This window comes from Streptomyces sp. NBC_01314 (assembly GCF_041435215.1).
Classification (GTDB): Bacteria; Actinomycetota; Actinomycetes; order Streptomycetales; family Streptomycetaceae; genus Streptomyces.
Window position 1 is genome coordinate 3,210,359 of sequence record NZ_CP108394.1, and the last position, 20,456, is coordinate 3,230,814.

Annotated in this window: 18 protein-coding genes and 1 riboswitch; of the genes, 8 read left to right on the plus strand and 10 right to left on the minus strand. The window is 71.1% G+C overall.

Features of this window, described 5'->3' with window-relative positions; translation table 11 throughout:
* Positions 1-39: 39 nt before the first annotated feature.
* Positions 40-939, minus strand: a complete 900-nt coding sequence (locus tag OG622_RS14200; protein WP_371576318.1) for a PaaX family transcriptional regulator C-terminal domain-containing protein — start codon at positions 937-939, stop codon at positions 40-42.
* Between the two features lie 223 nt (positions 940-1,162).
* Between OG622_RS14200 and OG622_RS14205 the strand changes: the two genes are divergently transcribed.
* From OG622_RS14205 to OG622_RS14215, 3 genes are all read left to right on the plus strand, one after another.
* A complete protein-coding gene (locus OG622_RS14205; RefSeq protein ID WP_371576320.1) occupies positions 1,163-1,687 on the plus strand; it encodes a gamma carbonic anhydrase family protein in 525 nt (174 codons plus the stop codon).
* A 492-nt stretch (positions 1,688-2,179) separates the two neighbouring features.
* On the plus strand, positions 2,180-2,380 hold the full coding sequence (locus tag OG622_RS14210; protein WP_371576322.1) for a hypothetical protein: 201 nt from the start codon (positions 2,180-2,182) through the stop codon (positions 2,378-2,380).
* A 4-nt stretch (positions 2,381-2,384) separates the two neighbouring features.
* Positions 2,385-2,606, plus strand: coding sequence for a hypothetical protein (locus OG622_RS14215; protein WP_371576324.1), 222 nt, complete (start codon positions 2,385-2,387; stop codon positions 2,604-2,606).
* 31 nt (positions 2,607-2,637) lie between these two features.
* Here the strand turns inward: OG622_RS14215 and OG622_RS14220 are convergent, their stop codons facing one another.
* The 4 genes from OG622_RS14220 to OG622_RS14235 all read right to left on the minus strand — a co-directional run bounded on the left by OG622_RS14220 (position 2,638) and on the right by OG622_RS14235 (position 8,254).
* Positions 2,638-3,288: a thymidine kinase gene (locus tag OG622_RS14220; protein WP_371576326.1), complete on the minus strand. Its 651-nt coding sequence runs from the start codon at positions 3,286-3,288 to the stop codon at positions 2,638-2,640.
* A gap of 101 nt (positions 3,289-3,389) precedes the next feature.
* Positions 3,390-4,577: an alkaline phosphatase family protein gene (locus tag OG622_RS14225; protein ID WP_371576328.1), complete on the minus strand. Its 1,188-nt coding sequence runs from the start codon at positions 4,575-4,577 to the stop codon at positions 3,390-3,392.
* Complete coding sequence (locus OG622_RS14230; protein ID WP_371576330.1) at positions 4,577-5,164, minus strand: DUF5998 family protein; 588 nt, start codon at positions 5,162-5,164, stop codon at positions 4,577-4,579. The genes OG622_RS14225 and OG622_RS14230 overlap by 1 nt, the downstream gene beginning before the upstream one ends.
* A gap of 141 nt (positions 5,165-5,305) precedes the next feature.
* Positions 5,306-8,254 (minus strand): GNAT family N-acetyltransferase, encoded by a 2,949-nt coding sequence (locus OG622_RS14235; RefSeq protein WP_371576332.1) that lies wholly within the window; start codon positions 8,252-8,254, stop codon positions 5,306-5,308.
* A gap of 190 nt (positions 8,255-8,444) precedes the next feature.
* Between OG622_RS14235 and OG622_RS14240 the strand changes: the two genes are divergently transcribed.
* A complete protein-coding gene (locus OG622_RS14240; protein WP_371576334.1) occupies positions 8,445-8,726 on the plus strand; it encodes an HPr family phosphocarrier protein in 282 nt (93 codons plus the stop codon).
* A gap of 194 nt (positions 8,727-8,920) precedes the next feature.
* Here the strand turns inward: OG622_RS14240 and OG622_RS14245 are convergent, their stop codons facing one another.
* From OG622_RS14245 to OG622_RS14260, 4 genes are all read right to left on the minus strand, one after another.
* Positions 8,921-9,625 (minus strand): GntR family transcriptional regulator, encoded by a 705-nt coding sequence (locus OG622_RS14245; protein WP_371576336.1) that lies wholly within the window; start codon positions 9,623-9,625, stop codon positions 8,921-8,923.
* 213 nt (positions 9,626-9,838) lie between these two features.
* A complete protein-coding gene (locus OG622_RS14250; protein ID WP_371576338.1) occupies positions 9,839-10,627 on the minus strand; it encodes a M23 family metallopeptidase in 789 nt (262 codons plus the stop codon).
* Between the two features lie 12 nt (positions 10,628-10,639).
* Positions 10,640-10,813: riboswitch (cyclic di-AMP (ydaO/yuaA leader) on the minus strand.
* Between the two features lie 203 nt (positions 10,814-11,016).
* Complete coding sequence (locus OG622_RS14255; protein ID WP_371576339.1) at positions 11,017-12,405, minus strand: M16 family metallopeptidase; 1,389 nt, start codon at positions 12,403-12,405, stop codon at positions 11,017-11,019.
* Positions 12,402-13,778: a M16 family metallopeptidase gene (locus OG622_RS14260; RefSeq protein ID WP_371576341.1), complete on the minus strand. Its 1,377-nt coding sequence runs from the start codon at positions 13,776-13,778 to the stop codon at positions 12,402-12,404. Before OG622_RS14260 ends, OG622_RS14255 begins: the two co-directional genes overlap by 4 nt.
* Before the next feature lie 372 nt (positions 13,779-14,150).
* Between OG622_RS14260 and OG622_RS14265 the strand changes: the two genes are divergently transcribed.
* The gene (locus OG622_RS14265; protein WP_371576343.1) at positions 14,151-16,607 is read left to right on the plus strand and encodes a DNA topoisomerase (ATP-hydrolyzing) subunit A; all 2,457 of its coding nucleotides are present in this window, start codon (positions 14,151-14,153) and stop codon (positions 16,605-16,607) included.
* A gap of 10 nt (positions 16,608-16,617) precedes the next feature.
* On the opposite strand, the gene OG622_RS14270 is transcribed toward OG622_RS14265, so the two are convergent.
* Positions 16,618-17,799, minus strand: coding sequence for a GTP-binding protein (locus OG622_RS14270; protein WP_371576344.1), 1,182 nt, complete (start codon positions 17,797-17,799; stop codon positions 16,618-16,620).
* 367 nt (positions 17,800-18,166) lie between these two features.
* Between OG622_RS14270 and OG622_RS14275 the strand changes: the two genes are divergently transcribed.
* The 3 genes from OG622_RS14275 to OG622_RS14285 all read left to right on the plus strand — a co-directional run bounded on the left by OG622_RS14275 (position 18,167) and on the right by OG622_RS14285 (position 20,359).
* Entirely contained in the window at positions 18,167-18,715 is a 549-nt protein-coding gene (locus OG622_RS14275) for a DUF6082 family protein (protein WP_371576346.1), read from the plus strand.
* 268 nt (positions 18,716-18,983) lie between these two features.
* Positions 18,984-19,220, plus strand: a complete 237-nt coding sequence (locus OG622_RS14280; RefSeq protein WP_371576348.1) for a hypothetical protein — start codon at positions 18,984-18,986, stop codon at positions 19,218-19,220.
* Positions 19,221-19,420: 200 nt separating this feature from the next.
* Positions 19,421-20,359 carry a sucrase ferredoxin gene (locus OG622_RS14285; RefSeq protein ID WP_371576350.1) on the plus strand — a complete coding sequence of 313 codons (939 nt, stop codon included), beginning with the start codon at positions 19,421-19,423 and terminating at the stop codon, positions 20,357-20,359.
* Positions 20,360-20,456: the final 97 nt, after the last annotated feature.

Consider the following 20,456-nt stretch of genomic DNA (forward strand, 5'->3'; position numbering starts at 1 on the left):
GCCGGGCGGTTCGGTGCGCTGCGGTGCGCCCACGCGATTTCACCTCTCGCCGTGCCCCTCGGCCAGCTCCTCCCAGCGCCGCAGCGCCACCGGAGTCCACTCGGCGTGCCTGCTGTGGAAGAGGTCGGCGGCCTTGGCGCCGCTCCAGTTGGCGGGCAGCAGCTTCGACGGAAGCCGTGGATCGAGGAAGGGGAAGCGGCGCCACTCGTGTACCAGCATGGTCTGTGCGTGCAGGACGGCGTCACCGTCGGTGGGGCGCAGCCCGGTGAACTCGTCGATGAACGCCTCGTAGCGGTCCTCCACCCCGCTGAGGTCCCAGGCGCGGGCCACCATGGCCGCCTCGCTGCCCACCGCGCCGTACGTGGCGGTGAAGGACATCGCGTCGTCGGCGAGACCGAGTTCCTTCAGCACGCCAAGGGCCTCCGCCTCGCGGTCGGCGTGGGGCGTGATCCACACACCGGGCTCCGGGGAGCCGAAGCCGGCCCAGGTGAGCCGCGTGCGCACCCGGTGCCGCAGGTCCCGCTTGGCCTCCGGCACCGAGACCAGGACCACCAGCCAGGTGCCGTCCCAGGGGCGCTCCCCGCTGCCGAAGTCGTAGATGCGCTGCGCGCCCTCGGTCAGCAGCCGCCGCCCCGGTGGGGTGAGCGCCCAGCGCACGCGGCGTCCCATCCGCTCGGAGGCCAGCCAGCCCTCTGCCGCGGTCCGGGCGAGCGACTGGCGGGCCGACTTCTCCTCGACACCGAACATCGCCAGCGCGTCCACCAGGGCGGAGGTCCACACCGAGGTGCCCTTGGGCAGTACGTACTCGCCGAGCATGGTCGTCAGCAGCGACCGCGCGCTGACGTCACCGACCTCCCGGCGCCGGCTGACCACCGGCCGTGCGCTCCCCGCTGCGGCCCGGTCGGCACGGCCCGGTCCGCGCGACGCACGATTCACCATGGTTCTTCACTTCCCTTGCTGCCGGCCGATCCGATGTATCGCGCCGTCGCGTGACACGACGTCATCAGCGTATCCAGGGCGCTCCGGCATTACGTCCCGGAGCCACGCCTCTCCTCAGGGGGCGCCCACCCCTTGTTACACAATATCTTGTCGTTACGGAAAATATCAGTAGAGTGTTGCCGCGTCGGCGAGTCGGCCGACCAGGACGAGCGAGGTGGCAGCCATGCCGGTCTACGCCCTCGGGCCCGACGAGCCGGACATCGATCCCAGCGCCTTCGTCCACCCGGATGCCGTCGTGATCGGGTGCGTGTCGATCGGCGCGGAGGCCAGTGTCTGGCCCGGAGCGGTCCTGCGCGGAGACCTCGGCGGTCGTATCGAGGTCGGCGCCCGTACCAGTATCCAGGACGGAACCGTGCTGCACACGACCGAGCAGTGGCCGACCGTGATCGGACCCGAGTGCGTGGTCGGCCACAACGCCCACCTGGAGGGCTGCACCGTGGAGCGCCGCTGCGTGATCGGGTCCGGTTCCATCGTCCTGAACCGGGCCACCGTGCGCGAGGGTGCGGTGGTCGGTGCCGCCGCACTGGTCCCCGAGGACTTCGAGGTCCCGCCCAAGACCATGGCGCTCGGCGTCCCGGTACGACTGCGCGGGACACCGGTCGATCCCTCCTGGGTGGAGTACGCCGTACGCACCTACCGGGACGCCGGCGCGCGCTATCTGCGTGATCTCCGACGCATCGACCGCTGAGAGCCGTCGACCGCTGAGAGCACGAAAGGTGGGCCCGCCGTGGCCGCGAATCTGCACAGCTACCTCGCCGGTGACTGGTATGAAGCACCCGACAAGGGGCGTCCACTGCTGGACGCGACTACCGGCGCCGAGGTGGCCCGGCCCTCGGAGCGAGCCGTCGACGCCGCAGCCGTGCTGGCAAGTACCTGGCCGCGCACACGGACGAGTCCACGCACTGTCCACCCGCACCGGAGCGACCCGCCGCGACTCCGTGGCTGCGCTGCGACGACCCCGACCGGGCCGAGCCGCACAAGGTCGAGGCGTTCGGCCCTGTCAGCACCCTTCTGCCGTACGACGGGACCGCCGCCCACGCGGTCGCGCCGGCCGCGCGCGGAGAGGGCAGCCTCGTCGGCTCGGTCGTCACCCACGACCCCGGCTTCGCCCGCGAGGCCGTGCTCGGGGCCGCCTCTGGCACGGTCGCCTGCTGCTCCTCGACCGCACCGACGCCGGGGAGTGTCCACCGGCCACGGCTCGCCGCTCCCGCACACCGTGCACGGCGGCCCCGGCCGGGCGGGCGGCGGTGAGGAGCTCGGCGGCATCCGCAGCGTGCTGCACCATATGCAGAGCACCGCCGTCCAGGGGCCGCCCGCCATCCTCTTGACACTCACCGGGCCCCACCCGGTCACGACCACTGAGCCACAGGGCGAGGTGTAACACCATGGCCGATCTCGACGAGCGCGCTTCGGGAACGCACGAAGCCGCCGGCCGGCTGCCGATGGCGAAGTGGGCGGACGGGGCAGCCGTCTCGTCCAGCGGCTGCTGCGCCTTCAGCGCCCGCTCAGGGGGTGCGGATCAGCGCGGTCGGCAGCGCTCGCCGCCCTTCCGCGGCGCCCACGTCGACCGGCAGCACCGTCCCGTCGGACCAGTCGGCGGAGGTTGACGGAAGCCACGGCCTGTTCGGCCGGCAACACTCAGGCAGTGGCGATGGGCAGGACGTCCGGCGAGAGTGCGCCGGCGTGGGCGGAAGCGCTCGTCATGCCGCGGCTGTGGTGACGTCGGCACAGCACCTCGTAGCCGACCTCAGCGGCAGGGCGGTTCACATCACCGACGACGACCTGCTCACCTTCCACCACCATCTCGCCACCAACCGTGCGGGCATTGTGCGTGGCGCGAGCCCCGCACCAGCACATCGCCTCCACCTGGAGCGCCTCTATCCGGTCCGCCAGCTCGATCAGCCGCTGCGAGCCCGGGAAGAGCCTGGCCCGAAAGTCGGTCGTGATGCCGAAGGCGAAAACGTCGAGGCCCAGGTCGTCCACGACCCGCGCCAACTGATCGACCTGCTCAGAGGCCAGGAACTGCGCCTCATCCACAATCAGATAGTCCACCCTGTCGCCCTGCGACATACGCCCCACGACATAGGCGTACAGATCCATCCCCGGCGCCGCCTCGACAGCATCCGTCACCAGACCAAGCCGCGAAGACAGCTTCCCCTCCCCCGCCCGGTCATCGCGCGTAAAGATCACACCCTGTAGACCCCTTGCCGACCGATTGTAGATTCGCTGTAGAGCAAGCGTCGACTTCCCGCAGTCCATGGTTCCGGAGAAGAACACCAGCTCGGGCATGGTGAGTTGAGCACCTTTCGGCGTGGGAGGGCGAGGGGGCGAATAAGGACGGCAGGACGGGCGGCGAGGCTGGGCAGACGGACGGACGGACGGGCAGGGCTTCAGGAGCGTACTTCGAGCAGGGGGACCAGTTGTTCCACGGGGGTCATCGAGCCGTGGTTGCCGACCATCGCCGACTCCTTGGGCTCCCGCTCGGAGGCGATGATCAGGACGTCGTCGTGCGCGGCCGCGACCACGTCACCGATACGGGCGTACACGCGCTCGTCGATGTGCGGGCCGAACCAGCCCGCCGCGATCGCCTCGTCGCGCGAGGCGATCCAGAACTGTTCGCCCAGCACCTCGCGCCAGCAGGTCAGCACGTCCGACTGGGCGCCCGGCACGGCGTACACATGGCGGGCGCGGCCCTCACCGCCCAGCAGGGCGACCCCGGCACGCAGCTCCCAGTCCTCGTCGAAGTCGATGCGGTGCTGCTCGTCGAACGGGATGTCGATCATGCCGTGGTCGGCTGTCACGTACAGGGCCGTGCGCGGCGGCAGTTGCTCCGCCAGGCGCTGGACCAGCCGGTCGACGTGCATGAGCTGACCGCGCCAGGCGTCCGAGTCGACACCGAAGCGGTGGCCCGCGCCGTCCAGCTCGGAGTAGTAGGTGTAGATCAACGCGCGGTCCCCGGCGGCCAGTTGCGCGGCGGCCACATCCATACGGTCCTCGCCGGAGAGGCGCCCGTGGAAGGTGCCGCCGCTCAGCGCGATCTGGGTGAGCGGGGTGTTCTGGAAGGCCGGGGAGGTGACCTGGGCGGTGTGCACACCCGCCTTGTCGGCGAGCTGGAAGATCGTGGGGTACGGCTGCCACCCGCGCGGTGATGTCCACGGCTGCCAGCGGAGCTGGTTCATCAGCTCGCCGGTCTCCGGGTTGCGGACCGTGTAGCCGGGCAGTCCGTGAGCGCCCGGGGGCAGGCCGGTGCCCACGGAGGCGAGGGAGGTCGCGGTGGTCGCCGGGTAGCCCGCGGTGAGGGGGCGGCCGGTGCCGCCGCGCGAGGACGCCAGCAGCGCGGTCATGTAGGGCGCCTCGTCCGGGTGCGCCCTCAGCTGCTCCCAGCCCAGGCCGTCGACCAGGAACACGCAGGCCCGGTCGGCCGCGGTCAGTTCCGGTATGGAAGCGGTCGTCCCGGGGATACCCATGCCCGCCGCGAGGGTGGGCAGGAGGTCGGCGAGCGAGCCGACGCCGTACTCGGGGACGGGGGCGGTGCCGACGGCGAGGGGTTCCGGGTCGTCCCAGGTGGGCAGTGCCATCAGCGGGCGGGGTCCGCGGTCGCCTCGGAGAGGGACTGCGCGAAGGCGAGGGCCTGGCGCACGGTCTCCGGGCCGTCCCCGGCCTCGCTGACCCGCAGGCTGAGGTCGTCCGCCGTCGAGCTGCCCGTGTACCCGTGGTCCGCCTCGCAGTTGGGGTCGCCGCAGGCGGCGGGCTCCAGGTCGATGCGGGAGACGGCGCCCCAGCCGATGGTCAGGACGACCTCGCGGGGCAGGGTGCCCGGTGTGTACGACTCCGGGTTGGCGACGACACGGCTGAGCACGACCGACGAGATCCGGCCGATCTTCACCGACTCGGTCGACGTCGTGGCGTACGGCGTCGGCGAGGTGCTGTCCGCGGCCTGCTCGTCGGTATGGCTCACGATGAAGCGGTTGCCCGTGAGGACGAGGACCGTGACGTGCCGCCGGACCTCGTTCGCGTCGAACGTCGTCTCCTGGTGGACCAGGTACGACTTGATGGCCTCGCCGCCGACAGCGGCCTCCACCGCCTCGGCCACGAGGGCCGGGTAGTAGCCGCTGCGCTCGATCGCCGCACGCAGCCCCTGGGTCGTCGTACTGGTCTTGGCCATGACGTCCATCCTACGGTGGCGCACTGACTGCGAGGGACCGCTCTGCCGTCCCTGTTCTGTCGTGGACGGATCAATGCGCGGTGCCGTGCGCCGTCCGCGAGAGGCCCGCGCGCCGTCGCCGGCACGCCGGAAACACAGCCCTCAGTACACCGGAAGCGTCCTCGGGCCGAGGTCGTCACGGAGGGGCGGGCGGGCGAGCCGGACCGTGGCACCGAGGACGCTCAGGCCGTGCGGGGCGACGACGACCGGCTCCAGCGAGACCGCGACGACCTCGGGGTGGTCGTCGACCAGCCGGGAGACCCGTAGCAGCAGCTCCTCCAGCGCGTCCGTGTCGACGGGGGCGGAACCCCGCCAGCCGAAGAGGAGGGGTGCCGTCCGGATCGACCGGACCAGCGAGGCCGCGTCGCGCTCGGTGGCCGGAATGAGGCGGTGCGCCATGTCGCCGAGCAGCTGCGAGGCGGGCCCGGCGAGCCCGAACGAGAGCACGGCTCCGGCCGCGGGGTCCACCACCGTCCGTACGATCGTGTCGACCCCGCGCGGGGCCATGCCCTGTACGACCGGGCGCAGCTCCTCGGGCCTCCCGAACAGCTCCGTCAACTCCGCGTACGCCCGCCGCAGTTGCTCCTCGTCCGCCAGGTCGAGCCGTACGCCGCCCAGGTCGGCCCGGTGCCGCAGGTGTGGGGCGGTCGTCTTGAGCGCGACGGGGTATCCGATGGCCTCCGCCGCCCGCGCCGCCTCCTCGGGCGTGGGGGCGGGCCGCGCCTGCCGCAGGCGGATGCCGTACCGCGCGAGCAGCGCGCCCGCGTCCCCCGCGCCGAGTGTGAGCCCCTCACCTCCGGCCAGCAGCGCGTCGATCCGCTCGGCCGTCCCCTTCTCGTCGATGTCCTCGTACGCGGGCACCCGCCCCGGCTCGGTAGCCTCCCGTCGCCACTGGGCGTAGTTCACGGCTTCGGAGAGCGCGCGAACGGCACGCTCGGCGGCGGGGTAGGCGGGGATGAGCCGGGAGCCGGCCGGGTCGGAGGGCGCCTGCGCTTCGGGAGGCGCACCGTCGGCGACCGGCACCTCTGTGGGCGCCTGTGTGGGCGCCTCTGTTCTCGCCGCCCCCTCGGTGGGCTGTCGTTCCGCTGGGCGATGGGGGTCCCCCCGCTCCGGCGGAGCCGGGAGTGGCGGAGGGTGGACACCGCCCGCGACGCCGGGCGCCCTCCTGTCACCGACCTGCGGTGCCGTGCTCGCCGCCGCCGACAGCGCCTCCGCCAGCCCACCCAGCTCGACGTGCACGACAAGCACCGGCTTGCACGGATTCGCGGCGGCAGCCGACCGCAGCGCCTCCGCCAGGGCCGCGTCCCCCGGCGACACCTCCCCCAGCGCCGGTATCGCCGTGACCACCACCGCGTCGCACGAGTCGTCGGCCAGCGCCCGCGACAGCGCCGCGTGGAAGTCCCGCGCCGAGGCCCCGGTCGTCAGGTCCAGCGGGGGCAGCGGCCGCAACCCCTCGGAGAGACACGCGTCGTACGTGAGCATCCCCAAAGACTCGGAGTTCCCCAGGATCGCCACCCGCGGCCCGGCCGGCAGTGGCTGCCGGGCCAGCAGCAGCCCCGCGTCGACCAGTTCCGTGATCGTGTCGACCCGGATCACCCCGGCCTGCCGCAGCAGCGCGGACACGGTGGTGTGGGGCAGCATGGTGGCGCGTACGGCATGCCCCTGGGGTGCGGAACCGTGGCGCGCCCCCTGCACCACCACGAGCGGCTTGACCGCCGCCGTGCGCCGGGCGAGGCGGGTGAACTTGCGCGGGTTGCCGATGGACTCCAGATACATGAGGACGACGTCGGTGTCCGGGTCGTCGTACCAGTACTGGAGGACGTCGTTGCCGGAGACGTCCGCGCGGTTGCCGGACGACACGAAGGTGGAGACGCCCGTGACGCCGGTGACCCCTCCCCCGCGCCGGTGGAGCCGGGACAGCAGCGCGATCCCGATGGCGCCGGACTGGGCGAAGAGACCGATGCGACCGGAGCGCGGTGCCTCGGGGGCCAGCGAGGCGTTGAGCCGTACGCCGGGGGCGGTGTTGATGATCCCGAAGGCGTTCGGCCCGATGATGCGCATGCCGTACGTGCGCGCCTGGCGCACCAGTTCGCGCTGGCGCTCGCGCCCGTCGGGGCCGCTCTCGGCGTATCCGGCGGAGACGACCACGAGCCCCTGCACGCCGTGTTCACCGCACTCGGCGACGACCTCGGGGACGTGCCCGGCGGGGACGGCGACGACCGCGAGGTCGACGGGCCCCTCGATGTCGGTGACGGAGCGGTGCGCCGGCACCCCGCCGAGTTCTTTCTCGTCGTCCCGGAGGGCCTTGTTCACCGCGTACAGCCGGCCGGTGAAGCCCGCGTCCAGCAGATTGGCGAGGACGCTGCGGCCCACTCCGCCCGGCGTGCGCCCGGCGCCGATGACGGCGACCGAGCCGGGGGCGAGCAGCCGCTGGACGGATCTGGCCTCGGCCCGCTGCTCCCGCGCGCGCTGCACGGCGAGGGAGCGGTCGGTGGGCTCCAGGTCGAACTCCAGGCGGACGACGCCGTCCTCGAAGCTGCGCTTCTGCTGGTACCCGGCGTCGGTGAACACCTTGATCATCTTGTTGTTGGCGGGGAGCACCTCGGCGGCGAAGCGTCTGATGCCGCGCTCACGGGCGACGGCGGCGATGTGTTCGAGAAGAGCGGAGGCGACACCGCGCCCCTGGTGGGCGTCCTGGACGAGGAAGGCGACCTCGGCCTCGTCGGCGGGGGCGGACGCGGCCATCCCGTCGGCGCCGATGCGGTCGTAGCGTACGGTGGCGATGAACTCGCCGCCCACGGTGGCGGCGAGCCCCACCCGGTCCACGAAGTCGTGGTGCGTGAAGCGGTGGACGTCCTTGGCGGACAGGCGAGGGTACGGCGCGAAGAAGCGGTAGTACTTCGACTCGTCCGAGACCTGCTCGTAGAAGCTGACAAGACGCTCGGCGTCATCGACGGTGATGGGCCTGACGCGTGCGGTGCCGCCGTCACGCAGCACCACGTCGGCCTCCCAGTGGGCGGGATACTCGTGCCGGTCCGACGAGGTCTGCATGGGCCCCAGAGTACGGCTCGCGTACGGCAACGGCGCGGGGCCGTCCGGGGAAGCGCGACACTCGCGCGACAGCCGGTTCGCGGTCCGGCCGTGGGCCCGTTCCGGTGCGTCGCACGATATGGGAAACTGGTCTAGACAACATGGTCTAGACCTCTCTGAATCACCCGAGACACCTGAAGGGCAGCATCACATGGCTGAGCGCCGCGTCAACGTCGGCTGGGCCGAGGGCCTCCACGCCCGACCCGCATCCATCTTCGTCCGGGCCACCACGGCCTCCGGTATCCCCGTGACGATCGCCAAGGCCGACGGGAACCCCGTCAACGCGGCCTCCATGCTGGCGGTCCTGGGCCTCGGCGCCCAGGGCGGCGAGGAGATCGTGCTCACCTCCGACGCCGAGGGCTCGGACGCCGCGCTCGACCGTCTGGCGAAGCTCGTGGCCGAGGGGCTCGAAGAACTCCCCGAGACGGTCTGAACAGACGGGTAGCCGGGTAACCGGGTAGGTGGGGTAGCCGAAACGGAAAAGGCCTGAAAGGCCACCCGCACACACACCGAAGGGCTCGTCCGATTTATCGGGCGGGCCCTTCGCTTTTTCGTCCCGTTTTCGTTCCGCGGGCAGCGGAAAAAATGCCCCGCGGAATTCTTCCTTCTTTGTATACGGCTCCCGTGTTAATGCCGCAGGCTCGGCGTGTTTACGGAATGTTGCGAAGTCCTCACACGCTCCGGGCGTTCCGTCCCGCCGGCCCCGCCCGGAAATCGGAGCCGGTGCACGGCGGTGGCGCGCTCGGTGTGCAGGGACGTGATCGTCCGGGCCCGGTCGCTGTCGCCGCGCGCGACGGCGTCCACGATGCCGCCGTGCTCCGCCCAGGACTCCACGGGGTTGGCGGGTGCCTCGACCGCGTACATCCAGGCGATCTTGTGCCGCAGCTGGGCGAGCGTCGAGGTCAGGGCGGGGCTGCCGGACGCCTGTGCGAGCGTCTCGTGGAACCAGCCGCCCAGGGAGCGCAGATCCTCGCTGGTGCCCCTCCTGGCCCGCTCCTGGCCCAGCCTGACCAGGCCGCGCAACACTTTGAGGTGCGCCTCCGTGCGGCGCTGGGCGGCGCGGGCGGCGCCCAGCGGCTCCAGCAGCATGCGCATCTCCAGCAGGTCGGCGGCCTCCAGTTCGGTCGGCTCGGCGACGCACGCGCCCGCGTGCCGGCGGGTCACCACGAAGCCCTCGGCCTCCAGCGTGCGCAGCGCCTCGCGCACGGGGACCCGGCTGACGCCGTACCGGCGGGCGAGCAGTTCCTCGGTGAGACGGCTGCCGCGCTCGTAGACACCCGCGACGATGTCATCACGGATCGCCGTGCATACCGAGTGCGCCGGAATACGCATACCGACCTCCGCCTTAATCCCCGTGAAACGTCGATAGTTGACGTGTGTTCCAGCGACTCTATTGCAGCGGGCCGGAATTTCCGATGGCAGGCCGGAATCCAGGGATATTTTTTGGACAGGAGGTACGTCACAACGCGAAAAGCCCCGGCTCGGTGAGCCGGGGCCTTCGGGGAAGCGTGGAGCGTCGCGCCGGAGTGCGCCGCGCGAGTTGCGTCAGACGTTCACGCCGTGCGAGCGCAGGTAGGCGACAGGGTCGATGTCCGAGCCGTACTCGGCCGTCGTCCGGGCCTCGAAGTGCAGATGCGGGCCGGTGACGTTGCCGGTCGCCCCGGAGAGGCCGATCTGCTGGCCGGGGGTGACCGTCTGGCCGACGGAGACGCCGATGGACGACAGGTGGCCGTACTGGGTGTACGTGCCGTCGGTCATCTTGATGACGATGTTGTTGCCGTACGCGCCGCCCCAGCCCGCCTCCACGACGGTGCCGGAGCCGACCGCCAGGACGGACGTGCCGGTGGCGGCGTGGAAGTCGACGCCGGTGTGGCTGCCGGAGGACCAGACGGCGCCGCCGGCCTTGTAGCCGGTGGAGATGTACGAGCCGCTGATGGGGGAGACATAGGTGTTGAGGCGCTCGCGCTCGGCCGCACGGGCGGCACGGGCCTTGATCTCCTCGCGCTCCTTGGCGACGGCACGTTCCTGCTCGGCCTTCTCGGCGGCGGCCTTCCTGGCCTCCTCCTGTGCCTTCTTCTTGACCGCGGCCACCTCGGCGGCCTGCTGCTGGGCGGCGGCCTGGGCGTCCACCTGGTCGGCGACCGTGTCGCCGAGCACGATGATCTGGTTCAGGCCGGTCTGCTCGACTGCGGGCTCCTCCGCGGCGAGCGCGGGGGCGGCCAGGGTGCCGATGACACCGGTGGTGGTGAGAGCGGCGACGCCCACGTTCCTCGTGGTCGTGCGCTGTACACGGCCGGGGCGGCGGTGCTTCCCGGGGGCGCGGGTGAACGCCATGAAGTGGGTGGTCCTTTCCTTCCCTCTCGCCTACCGGGTTAGCTGACGGGTTCGGAGCAGGAAGGTCTCCTACGGCCACCCCTCGTTTCGCGTGGCTCGCGAAGGGCACCCGATTCACCCCAGGGACTTCGGTGGGTCCCCGGCTCCCCTGGCTCGCGCCATGCGGGGACTCGGCGATGACTGTCCGGTGCCGCGGCTGCGGCGAACTTCTGACGAACAGCCGGACCGACGCTAAGTGGGCCGCCTTCGAAATAACAAACGGATCACAGGATTTGTTAAGTACGCCACAGGTCAGACACGCAACCTCCGCCATCAATACGGACAAACGTGGGCCCTGGTGACTCTTCAGTCACCAGGGCCCCACAGGCGCGCGTCTTTTCGTCCGGTTCCTACTCGGCCGGTACGACGGTGACTTCACCGATTCCGAGGGCCCTGACCGGCTCCTCGATCTGCGCGGCGTCCCCGACGAGCACGGTCACCAGACGGTCCACCGGGAAGGCGCTCACGACGGCCGCGGTGGCCTCCACCGTGCCGGTGGCGGCGAGTTGGCGGTAAAGCGTCGACTGGTAGTCGTCCGGCAGGTGCTGCTCGACCTGGTCGGCCAGCGTGTTCGCCACGGCCGCGGCGGTCTCGAACTTGAGGGGGGCGACCCCGACGAGGTTCTGCACGGCGACGTCACGCTCGGTGTCGGTCAACCCCTCGGCGGCCAGCGTGCGCAGCACGGTCCACAGGTCGTCGAGCGCCGGACCGGTGTTGGGTGTGTCGACGGAGCCGCTGATGGCGAGCATCGCCGTGCCCGAGCCGTCGGGCGCGGAACGCAGCACCTGGCCGAACGCGCGCACCCCGTAGGTGTAGCCCTTCTCCTCGCGCAGGACCCGGTCCAGACGGGAGGTGAGGGTGCCACCGAGGCAGTAGGTGCCGAGCACCTGGGCGGGCCACACACGGTCGTGCCGGTCGGCGCCCACCCGGCCGATGAGCAACTGGGTCTGTACGGAGCCGGGGCGGTCCACGATGATCACCCGCCCGGTGTCGTCGGCGCTCACCGACGGCACGGTGCTCGGCTTGGCCGCGGAGCCGGTCCAGGCGCCCAGGGTCTCGCCGAGCAGCGTGTCGAGGTCGACCCCGGTGAGGTCGCCGACCACCACGGCGGTGGCTGTCGCGGGGCGTACGTGCCGCTCGTAGAAGGCGCGTACGGCCGCGGAGTCGATGCCCTCCACGGTCTCCTCGGTGCCCTGGCGGGGCCGCGACATGCGGGACGTGGCCGGGAACAGCTGCCTGTAGAGCTCCTTGGCGGCCCGGCGGCCCGGGTTGGCGGTCTCGTGCGGGATCTCGTCGAGCCGGTTGGCCACCAGCCGCTCGATCTCGCTGTCCTCGAACGCGGGTGCCCGCAGCGCGTCGGCGAGCAGCCCGAGGGCTTTCTCCAGCCGTGACACGGGCACTTCGAGGGACAGGCGTACGCAGGGGTGGTCGGCGTGCGAGTCCAGGGTGGCGCCGCAGCGCTCCAGCTCGGCGGCGAACTCCTCGGCCGTGTGCTTGTCGGTGCCCTCGGAGAACGCCCTGGTCATGATGGTGGCGACGCCGTCGAGGCCGGTCGGCTCGGCGTCCAGGGGCGCGTCGAGGATGACCTCGACGGCGACGACCTGCTGGCCGGGGCGGTGACAGTGGAGCACGGTCAGGCCGTTGTCCAGGGTGCCGCGCTCGGGTGCCGGGAACGCCCAGGGCCTGGCGTCGCCGGCCTGGGGCTGCGGGTGGAAGTCCATGGTCGCGAGCTCGGTCACTTCGCCGACTCCTCGTTCTCGTCGGTGGTTTCGACGGCGTCCGCCTCGGCGGCTTCCTCTTCGGCGCCCTCTTCGCCGGCGACGGGCTCGTACACGAGCACTGCGCGGTTGTCGGGCCTGAGGCGCGCCTTGGCGATCTCCTGGACCTCGTCGGCCGTCACTTCGAGGACACGGTCGACGGCGGTGAGGGCGAGCTTCGGGTCGCCGAACAGGACCGCGTACCGGCACAGTTCGTCGGCGCGGCCCGAGACCGTGCCGAGCCGGTCCAGCCACTCGCGCTCCAGCTGGGCCTGGGCGCGCTCCATCTCCTCCGCCGTGGGGCCCTCCGCGGCGAACCGGGCGAGTTCCTCGTCGACGGCGGCCTCGATGACGGGCACCTCGACGTCACCGGAGGTCTTCACGTCCATCCACGCCACGGAGGGCGCGCCGGCCAGCCGCAGCAGGCCGAACCCGGCCGTCACGGCCGTACGGTCACGCCGTACGAGCCGGTTGTAGAGGCGGGACGACTCGCCGCCGCCGAGGATCGTGAGCGCCAGGTCGGCCGCGTCGCACGCGCGCGTGCCGTCCTCCGGCAGCCGGTAGGAGGCCATCAACGCGCGCGCGGGGACGTTCTCCTCGACCACCTCGCGCAGTTGCTCGCCCATGACGTCGGGCAGCGCGCCGCTGCGCGGCTCGGGCTTGCCGTCGTACGAGGGGATCGAGCCGAAGTACTTCTCCACCCACGCGAGCGTCTGCTCCGGGTCGATGTCGCCGACGATCGACAGGACGGCGTTGTTGGGCGCGTAGTACGTCCTGAAGAACTGCTGGGCGTCCTCCAGGCTGGCCGCCTCCAGGTCGTCCATCGAGCCGATCGGCGTGTGCCGGTAGGGGTGGCCCTCCGGGTAGGCCAGACGGAAGATCTTCTCGAAGGCGGTGCCGTACGGCACGTTGTCGTACCGCTGCCGGCGCTCGTTCTGGACGACGGCCCGCTGGTTGTCCAGGTTCTTCTGGTCGAGCGCGAGCAGCAGGCTGCCCATGCGGTCGGCCTCCAGCCACAGCGCGAGCTCCAGCTGGTGGGTGGGCATGGTCTCGAAGTAGTTGGTGCGCTCCCAGCTGGTGGTGCCGTTCAGCGAACCGCCCGCGCCCTGGACCAGCTCGAAGTGGCCGTTGTCCTTCACCTGGCCCGAGCCCTGGAACATCAGGTGCTCGAAGAGGTGGGCGAGGCCCGTGCGGCCCTTGACCTCGTGGCGCGAACCGACGTCGTACCAGAGGCACACCGCGGCGACCGGGGTCAGGTGGTCCTCGGAGAGCACCACGCGCAGGCCGTTGTCCAGGCGGTGCTCCTTCACTGTCAGGCCTTCGGAGCCGGCCTCGGCTGTGGCCGTGTGACCCATGGGCGGTACGTCCCTTCGATCGCTGTGCTGTGTGCGCGGGATCCGTCGTGGAATCGTCGTGGAAACCGCTGTTTTCCTGCCGGTCCTGCCACTGTATGCAAGCGCGCGGACCCCCGGAGAAGTTCCCGGGCGTCGTACGCCGAGAGCGAGATGGGGGTTGCCGCAGGCGGTCACTGGTTAAAGTCGGCGCACGCTGTTGACGCGACGGCTCGCGAGGCCGTGCCCGGCGGTCGGCGCCGGGTCGTGTCGGGGTTGTCAGTACGGCAGTCCACAATGGTGCGCGTCAGATCCCGTTCAGCTCTCGGTGAGAGTGAGCCGGAGACGTGAGCGCGCCCCGTAGGTGAGCGACCAGAGAAAGAGGAGCCGGCAGCGATGGCCCGCCGCAGCACGAAGACCCCGCCGCCCGACGACGCGTTCGAGGAGCGGATCCTCGACATCGACGTCGTCGACGAGATGCAGGGCTCCTTCCTGGAGTACGCGTACTCGGTCATCTACTCCCGAGCCCTGCCGGACGCCCGTGACGGTCTGAAGCCGGTGCACCGCCGGATCGTCTACCAGATGAACGAGATGGGCCTGCGCCCCGACCGCGGCTATGTGAAGTGCGCCCGTGTCGTCGGCGAGGTCATGGGTAAGTTGCACCCGCACGGCGACTCGTCGATCTACGACGCCCTGGTGCGCCTCGCCCAGCCCTTCTCCATGCGGGTCCCCCTGATCGACGGACACGGCAACTTCGGCTCGCTGGGCAACGACGACCCGCCGGCCGCCATGCGGTACACCGAGTGCCGGATGGCCGACGCGACGAGCCTGATGACGGAGTCGATCGAGGAGAACACGGTCGACTTCTCCCCGAACTACGACGGCCAGGAGCAGGAGCCGGTGGCGCTGCCCGCCGCCTTCCCGAACCTGCTGGTCAACGGCGCGTCCGGCATCGCCGTCGGTATGGCCACCAACATGCCGCCGCACAACCTGGGCGAGGTCATCGCGGCGGCCCGCCACCTCATCCGGTATCCGAACGCCGACCTGGACACGCTGATGAAGCACGTCCCGGGCCCCGACCTGCCCACCGGCGGCCGGATCGTCGGCCTCTCCGGTATCAGGGACGCGTACGCGACGGGCCGCGGTACCTTCAAGATCCGCGCCACGGTGACGGTGGACAACGTGACGGCCCGCCGCAAGGGCCTGATCGTCACCGAACTGCCGTTCTCCGTCGGTCCGGAGAAGGTGATCGCCAAGATCAAGGACCTGGTCGGCTCCAAGAAGCTGCAGGGCATCGCCGACGTCAAGGACCTCACCGACCGCGCGCACGGCCTGCGCCTGGTCATCGAGATCAAGAACGGCTTCGTGCCGGAGGCGGTCCTGGAGCAGCTCTACAAACTGACGCCGATGGAGGAGTCCTTCGGCATCAACAACGTGGCCCTGGTCGACGGACAGCCCCTCACCCTGGGCCTCAAGGAGCTGCTGGAGGTCTACCTCGACCACCGCTTCGAGGTCGTGCGGCGCCGTTCGGAGTTCCGCCGCGGCAAGAAGCGCGACCGTCTTCACCTGGTCGAGGGTCTGCTCACCGCGCTGGTGGACATCGACGAGGTCATCCGGCTGATCCGCTCCAGCGACAACTCCGCGCAGGCCAAGGAACGCCTGATCGAGCGCTTCTCCCTGTCGGACATCCAGACGCAGTACATCCTCGACACCCCGCTGCGCCGCCTCACCAGGTTCGACCGCATCGAGCTGGAGTCCGAGAAGGAACGGCTCAACGCCGAGATCGCCGAGCTGACCCGCATCCTGGAGTCGGACGCGGAGCTGCGCAAGATGGTCTCCGGCGAACTGGCCGCGGTGTCCAAGAAGTTCGGCACCGAGCGCCGTACGGTCCTGCTGGAGTCCTCGGGCACCCAGGTGGCCGCGGTCCCGCTCCAGGTGGCGGACGACCCGTGCCGGGTGCTGCTGTCGTCGACGGGTCTGGTGGCCCGTACGGCCAATGGTGAGCCCTTCGCGGCGGACGAGGACGGCAAGCGCGCCAAGCACGACGTCATCGTCTCCGCGGTCCCGGCGACGGCCCGGGGCGAGGTGGGCGCGGTGACCTCCACCGGCCGCCTGCTGCGCCTGAGCGTGGTCGATCTGCCGCAGCTGCCGGACACGTCGGCGGCCCCCAACCTGTCGGGCGGCGCCCCGCTCGCGGAGTTCCTCTCCCTCCAGGACGGCGAGACGGTCATCTGTCTGATGACGCTCGACGAGTCGTCGCCGGGGCTGGCCATCGGCACCGAGCAGGGCGTCGTCAAGCGCGTGGTCCCCGACTACCCGACCAACAAGGAGGAGCTGGAGGTCATCACCCTCAAGGAGGGTGACCGGATCGTCGGCGCCATCGAGCTGCGCACCGGCGAGGAGGACCTGGTCTTCATCACGGACGACGCCCAGTTGTTGCGCTACCAGGCTTCCCAGGTCCGCCCGCAGGGCCGCCCGGCCGGTGGTATGGCCGGCATCAAGCTCACCGAGGGCGCGAAGGTCATCTCCTTCACGGCCGTCGACCCTGCGGCGGACGCGGTCGTCTTCACGGTGGCGGGCTCCCGCGGCACCCTCGACGACTCCGTCCAGACCACGGCCAAGCTCACCCCCTTCGACCAGTACCCACGCAAGGGCCGCGCCACGGGCGGCGTCCGCTGCCAGCGGTTCCTCAGGGGCGAGGACTGCCTGTCCATCGCCTGGGCGGGGCCCGTCCCGGCCCGAGCCGCCCAGAAGAACGGCACCCCGGCCGATCTCCCGGAGATGGACCCGCGCCGCGACGGCTCGGGTGTGTCCCTGGGCAAGACGGTGGCCTCGGTGGCGGGGCCGGTGTGAGCCGAGGCGTTCACCGGTAGTCGTAGGAGGCCTCGGGCTCCTCGGCCACCACCTCCTGGACGTAGCGAAGGACGCCCCACATGCCGTGCTCGTCGGCCTGCGGGGCGTCGTTCTCGGCCCTGCACGCCTCCAACTCCTTGAGCAGCGCGGGGGCGTCGATTCCGGCTCCGATGAGCACGAGTTGACTGAGACGGCTCTCGTCACCGTTCCCGTCGCACTCCGCCCAGGGCTCCGGGTAGAACCGCAGGAACCGCCCGACCGCATGCACGGCGTAGCGGTTCCGGGGGTCGTACGGCCCGAAGTCGACGTACCCCTTGATGCGGTAGAGCCCGTCGGCCCTCCCGTCCAGGAACCCCATGAGCCGCCGGGGGTCGACCGGCACGTCGGAGACGAAGGCGACGCTGTCGTAGCCGGAGTGCAGATGCCCGGCGTGATCGTGCCCGTCCTCCTCGTCCTCCTCGTCCTGCCCGTCGCGGTCGTGCCGGTGGAGGTCGTCGAAGGAGAGCTGACCGATGCGCTCCTCGGAGGGCCGGCAGTCGAAGAGGAACTCGGGGTCGATGCGCCCGTAGGTGGCGGGCACGACGGCCGCACGGTCGCTGAGCGACCGGACGAGCGACAGGACCCGCTCCCCGTCCTCGGCCCGGTCGAGCTTGTTGACGACAACGAGGTCGGCGAGGGCCAGATGCCGGTCGATCTCGGGATGCCGCCGCCGGGTCTCCGGGAACTCGGCCGCGTCCACGACTTCGACGAGTCCGCCGTACACCACCCGGGGGCTCTCACTGGCGAGCACCATCCGCACGAGCTCCTGCGGCTCGGCCAGCCCGCTCGCCTCGATGACGATGACGTCGATCCCGGCAGCGGGCTCGGCGAGCCTCTCCAGATAGACATCCAGCTCACTGACGTCGACGGCACAGCACAGACACCCGTTGCCCAGCGACACGGTGGAATCGCCGAGCGCCCCGGCCACGGCCATCGCGTCGATCTCGATCGCCCCGAAGTCGTTGACGACGGCACCGATACGGCTGCCGCCACTGCGGTGGAGAAGGTGATTGAGCAGGGTGGTCTTACCGGAACCGAGGAACCCGGCGAGGACGACGACGGGAACCTGCGGCGAACCCTGCGGACTCGGCCCTGGCCCCTGCCCCTGCCCCTGCCCCAGTCCCGGACCCTGCCTCGACGACTGGTTCAACACGCGCCCTCTCTCACACCGTTGCATGCGCCGGCTCACGGCCGACCACCGCACGAGGGCGGCTCATGGACCGGCTCTCACCGGGACGCCGCAGCTCTCGTCCGTCCATTGAATGCCGCCCCAGGATACGAGTGAGGGCGAGCCCCCCGTGGAGTGAACGATTGTTGGCGGCGCCCGCGGGGCACACGTCGGGCATGCGCCGGTCCGCGCGACCCGCTCATCCCTCCGTGCGCCTCCTCTCCGCCTCCCTGCCGACCAGCGCCGCTCGGCGACACTGAGAGGCGGCAAGCGCCGCCCACCGCTCGCCGGTCCCCATCCCGTCGACCCGCGTCCGACGACCGGCGGACGGCCGCCTGAACCGGGGGTTGACATGGCCACACAGAATCCTGGGGCACGGGGACTCGGCCCCGCCGCGGCAGCGGGTCTCGCCTTCGCGGTGGGAGCGCTGGGCACGTTCGCCGTGGAGCGGCGCATCCACACCGTGCTTCGGCGCCTGGAACGGCTGGAGCGCGAGACCGAGCAGCGTGCGGCCCTGATCGCCTATCAGCGGCACAACTTCGACCTGGTCATGAAGGCTGCCGCGGACCCGACCCTGCTGCCCGTGCTGAACGCCTACGAGGAGGAACTGCCCACCGACAGGCAGCGGCAGTACCTCTTCGCCAATCTCCTCTACACGCACGTCCTGCAGGGTTACCGGGTGGGCGTCTTCAGCCGGGCCGAACTGTACGGGCACCTCCGCGGCATCTTTCAGAGCACCCTGATGCGCGACTACTGGGCTGCCACGCGTCACCACCGGTCGAGTCTGAAGGAGGGCTCGGAGGAGTCGGAGATCGGCAGGATGGTCGACACCTTGATCAGCGACCTGGAGGACGCGAGCACGGACGAGTGGTGGGTCGTGGGCGATCCGCCCGCCGAGTGAGGCGGGTCGCGGACTGACGGTCGGCTTACCGAGGAGAGCCGCGGACGAGCCGTCGGCCGAGTGCGGCAGTTCGCTAGCCAGCCGACCGACGAGCGCAACCTTCTTCACCCCCTTCACCCCCTACGGCGCTCGCCGCGCGTATCGCGACCCCTGCCCCTGGCTTCACTCCATCGCGTCTTCGATGCATGCGCATCAACCGGCTCGGGACGGCTAGGTTGGCCCCGCCCGTTTCACCACTCACCACTCACAGCTCAAGGATCGAATCCCGTTGAAAATCGTGCGCCGCATCGGTGCGTCCCCTCGCGAGAGGGGCAGTGCCGCGGGGCAGACATGCCCAGACATCTTCGAACTGCAGGATGGCAACTTCGCAGTGATCGGGACCGACCAGACAGAGAGACTCGACCCCGAGCTTCCTGCTGACGCCTCGCGCGCTGACTACGAGAGGATCGTGGTCATCAGCCGCGACACTCTCATCCGGGCAAAGTCGGACATCCCCGACGCCTGATCCTTCACGGGGGCTCGCCTGCACTACAGCGCGGGCCCCTCGCGCCGCCGTCCCACGACGGCGAGCGCCTCGGTCCCGGTCGGGCCACCCCGGCACGTTGCGACCCGAGGTCGTCCGTTCACGCCCCCTGCACGCCCCCGGCGCACCCCTTCGGCCCGGCCGGAAGTCGCTCGGGCGGAAGTCAGGTTAGGCTCACCTCTGTGAGTACGTGCACATCCGCGTCCCGACACCTCGACGAGCCTCTCGCGGGGACCGCCGCCACGGCGAGGACATGGCTGCTGCTGGAGCAGCCCGGTCCCTGGGGCGTCAAGGCGCTCACTTCGAGCCACCTCGACCCCGTGCTCGGCCGCGCCCTCGAAGCCGCGGCAGAGGGCACCGGCGTACGCGTGGCGCTCATCCGGCGCCCCGGCCGCCACGCGGACTGCCGAGAGGTCCGCGAGCGCCGTGTGTATGTGGCCCACACCGTTCCCGGGAACGTCTGGCTGCACAGCGCCATGACGTCCGCCCCAGAGCGGCTGCTCGACCTCGACTTCACCGCCCTCGGCCAAGGCGACCACCACACCTTCGGGACGGTGCTGCGGGGCCGCCGCCACACCGGCGCCCCCCTCGCACTCGTCTGCACCAACGGCAGGCGCGACCGCTGCTGCGCCCTCCTCGGCCGGCCGCTCGCCGCCGAACTGGCCGCCTCCGGAGTCGAGGGCACCTGGGAGGTCACCCATCTGGGTGGTCACCGCTTCTCCCCCACCCTGCTCGTGCTGCCCTTCGGTTACGTGTACGGCCGCGCCGAGGCCCAGCACGTCAAGGAGGTCCTCCGAGGCGTACGGGAAGGCCGCGTCGTCACCGAGGGGTGCCGCGGGAGCTCCGCCTGGGAGCGTCCCGGGCAGGCGGCCGAACTGGCGGTGCGGACCGAGACCGGTGAGGACGCGGCCGACGCGCTCACGGTCCTCCGCACGGACGGCGCGGCACCGCGCTGGGAGGTGACCGTCGCCCACACCGACGGCCGCCGCTGGACCGTCTCCGTCGCCCAGGGCTCCGCCCAGCCGCCCCGCCCGGAGAGCTGCGGCTCACCGCTGGGCTCCCCGGCGAGGATGGACGTACTGACCGTGCGCGAGCTGTCACCGGCCGCGCTCGCGCGCTAGGCGCACCCGGCCATGACCTGGGTGACAGCCGGCTGATCGGTGGCCTGTCGCGGCACAGCCGCCGGTCGACAGGCCAGCCGGCCGACAGTCCGCCCAG

Bases quoted from the DNA above. Each gene is read 5' to 3' on its own strand.
- OG622_RS14200 (WP_371576318.1), bottom strand. From the start codon at position 939: ATGGTGAATCGTGCGTCGCGCGGACCGGGCCGTGCCGACCGGGCCGCA.
- OG622_RS14205 (WP_371576320.1), top strand. From the start codon at position 1,163: ATGCCGGTCTACGCCCTCGGGCCCGACGAGCCGGACATCGATCCCAGC.
- OG622_RS14215 (WP_371576324.1), top strand. From the start codon at position 2,385: ATGGCCGATCTCGACGAGCGCGCTTCGGGAACGCACGAAGCCGCCGGC.
- OG622_RS14220 (WP_371576326.1), bottom strand. From the start codon at position 3,288: ATGCCCGAGCTGGTGTTCTTCTCCGGAACCATGGACTGCGGGAAGTCG.
- OG622_RS14225 (WP_371576328.1), bottom strand. From the start codon at position 4,577: ATGGCACTGCCCACCTGGGACGACCCGGAACCCCTCGCCGTCGGCACC.
- OG622_RS14230 (WP_371576330.1), bottom strand. From the start codon at position 5,164: ATGGCCAAGACCAGTACGACGACCCAGGGGCTGCGTGCGGCGATCGAG.
- OG622_RS14235 (WP_371576332.1), bottom strand. From the start codon at position 8,254: ATGCAGACCTCGTCGGACCGGCACGAGTATCCCGCCCACTGGGAGGCC.
- OG622_RS14240 (WP_371576334.1), top strand. From the start codon at position 8,445: ATGGCTGAGCGCCGCGTCAACGTCGGCTGGGCCGAGGGCCTCCACGCC.
- OG622_RS14245 (WP_371576336.1), bottom strand. From the start codon at position 9,625: ATGCGTATTCCGGCGCACTCGGTATGCACGGCGATCCGTGATGACATC.
- OG622_RS14250 (WP_371576338.1), bottom strand. From the start codon at position 10,627: ATGGCGTTCACCCGCGCCCCCGGGAAGCACCGCCGCCCCGGCCGTGTA.
- OG622_RS14260 (WP_371576341.1), bottom strand. From the start codon at position 13,778: ATGGGTCACACGGCCACAGCCGAGGCCGGCTCCGAAGGCCTGACAGTG.
- OG622_RS14265 (WP_371576343.1), top strand. From the start codon at position 14,151: ATGGCCCGCCGCAGCACGAAGACCCCGCCGCCCGACGACGCGTTCGAG.
- OG622_RS14275 (WP_371576346.1), top strand. From the start codon at position 18,167: ATGGCCACACAGAATCCTGGGGCACGGGGACTCGGCCCCGCCGCGGCA.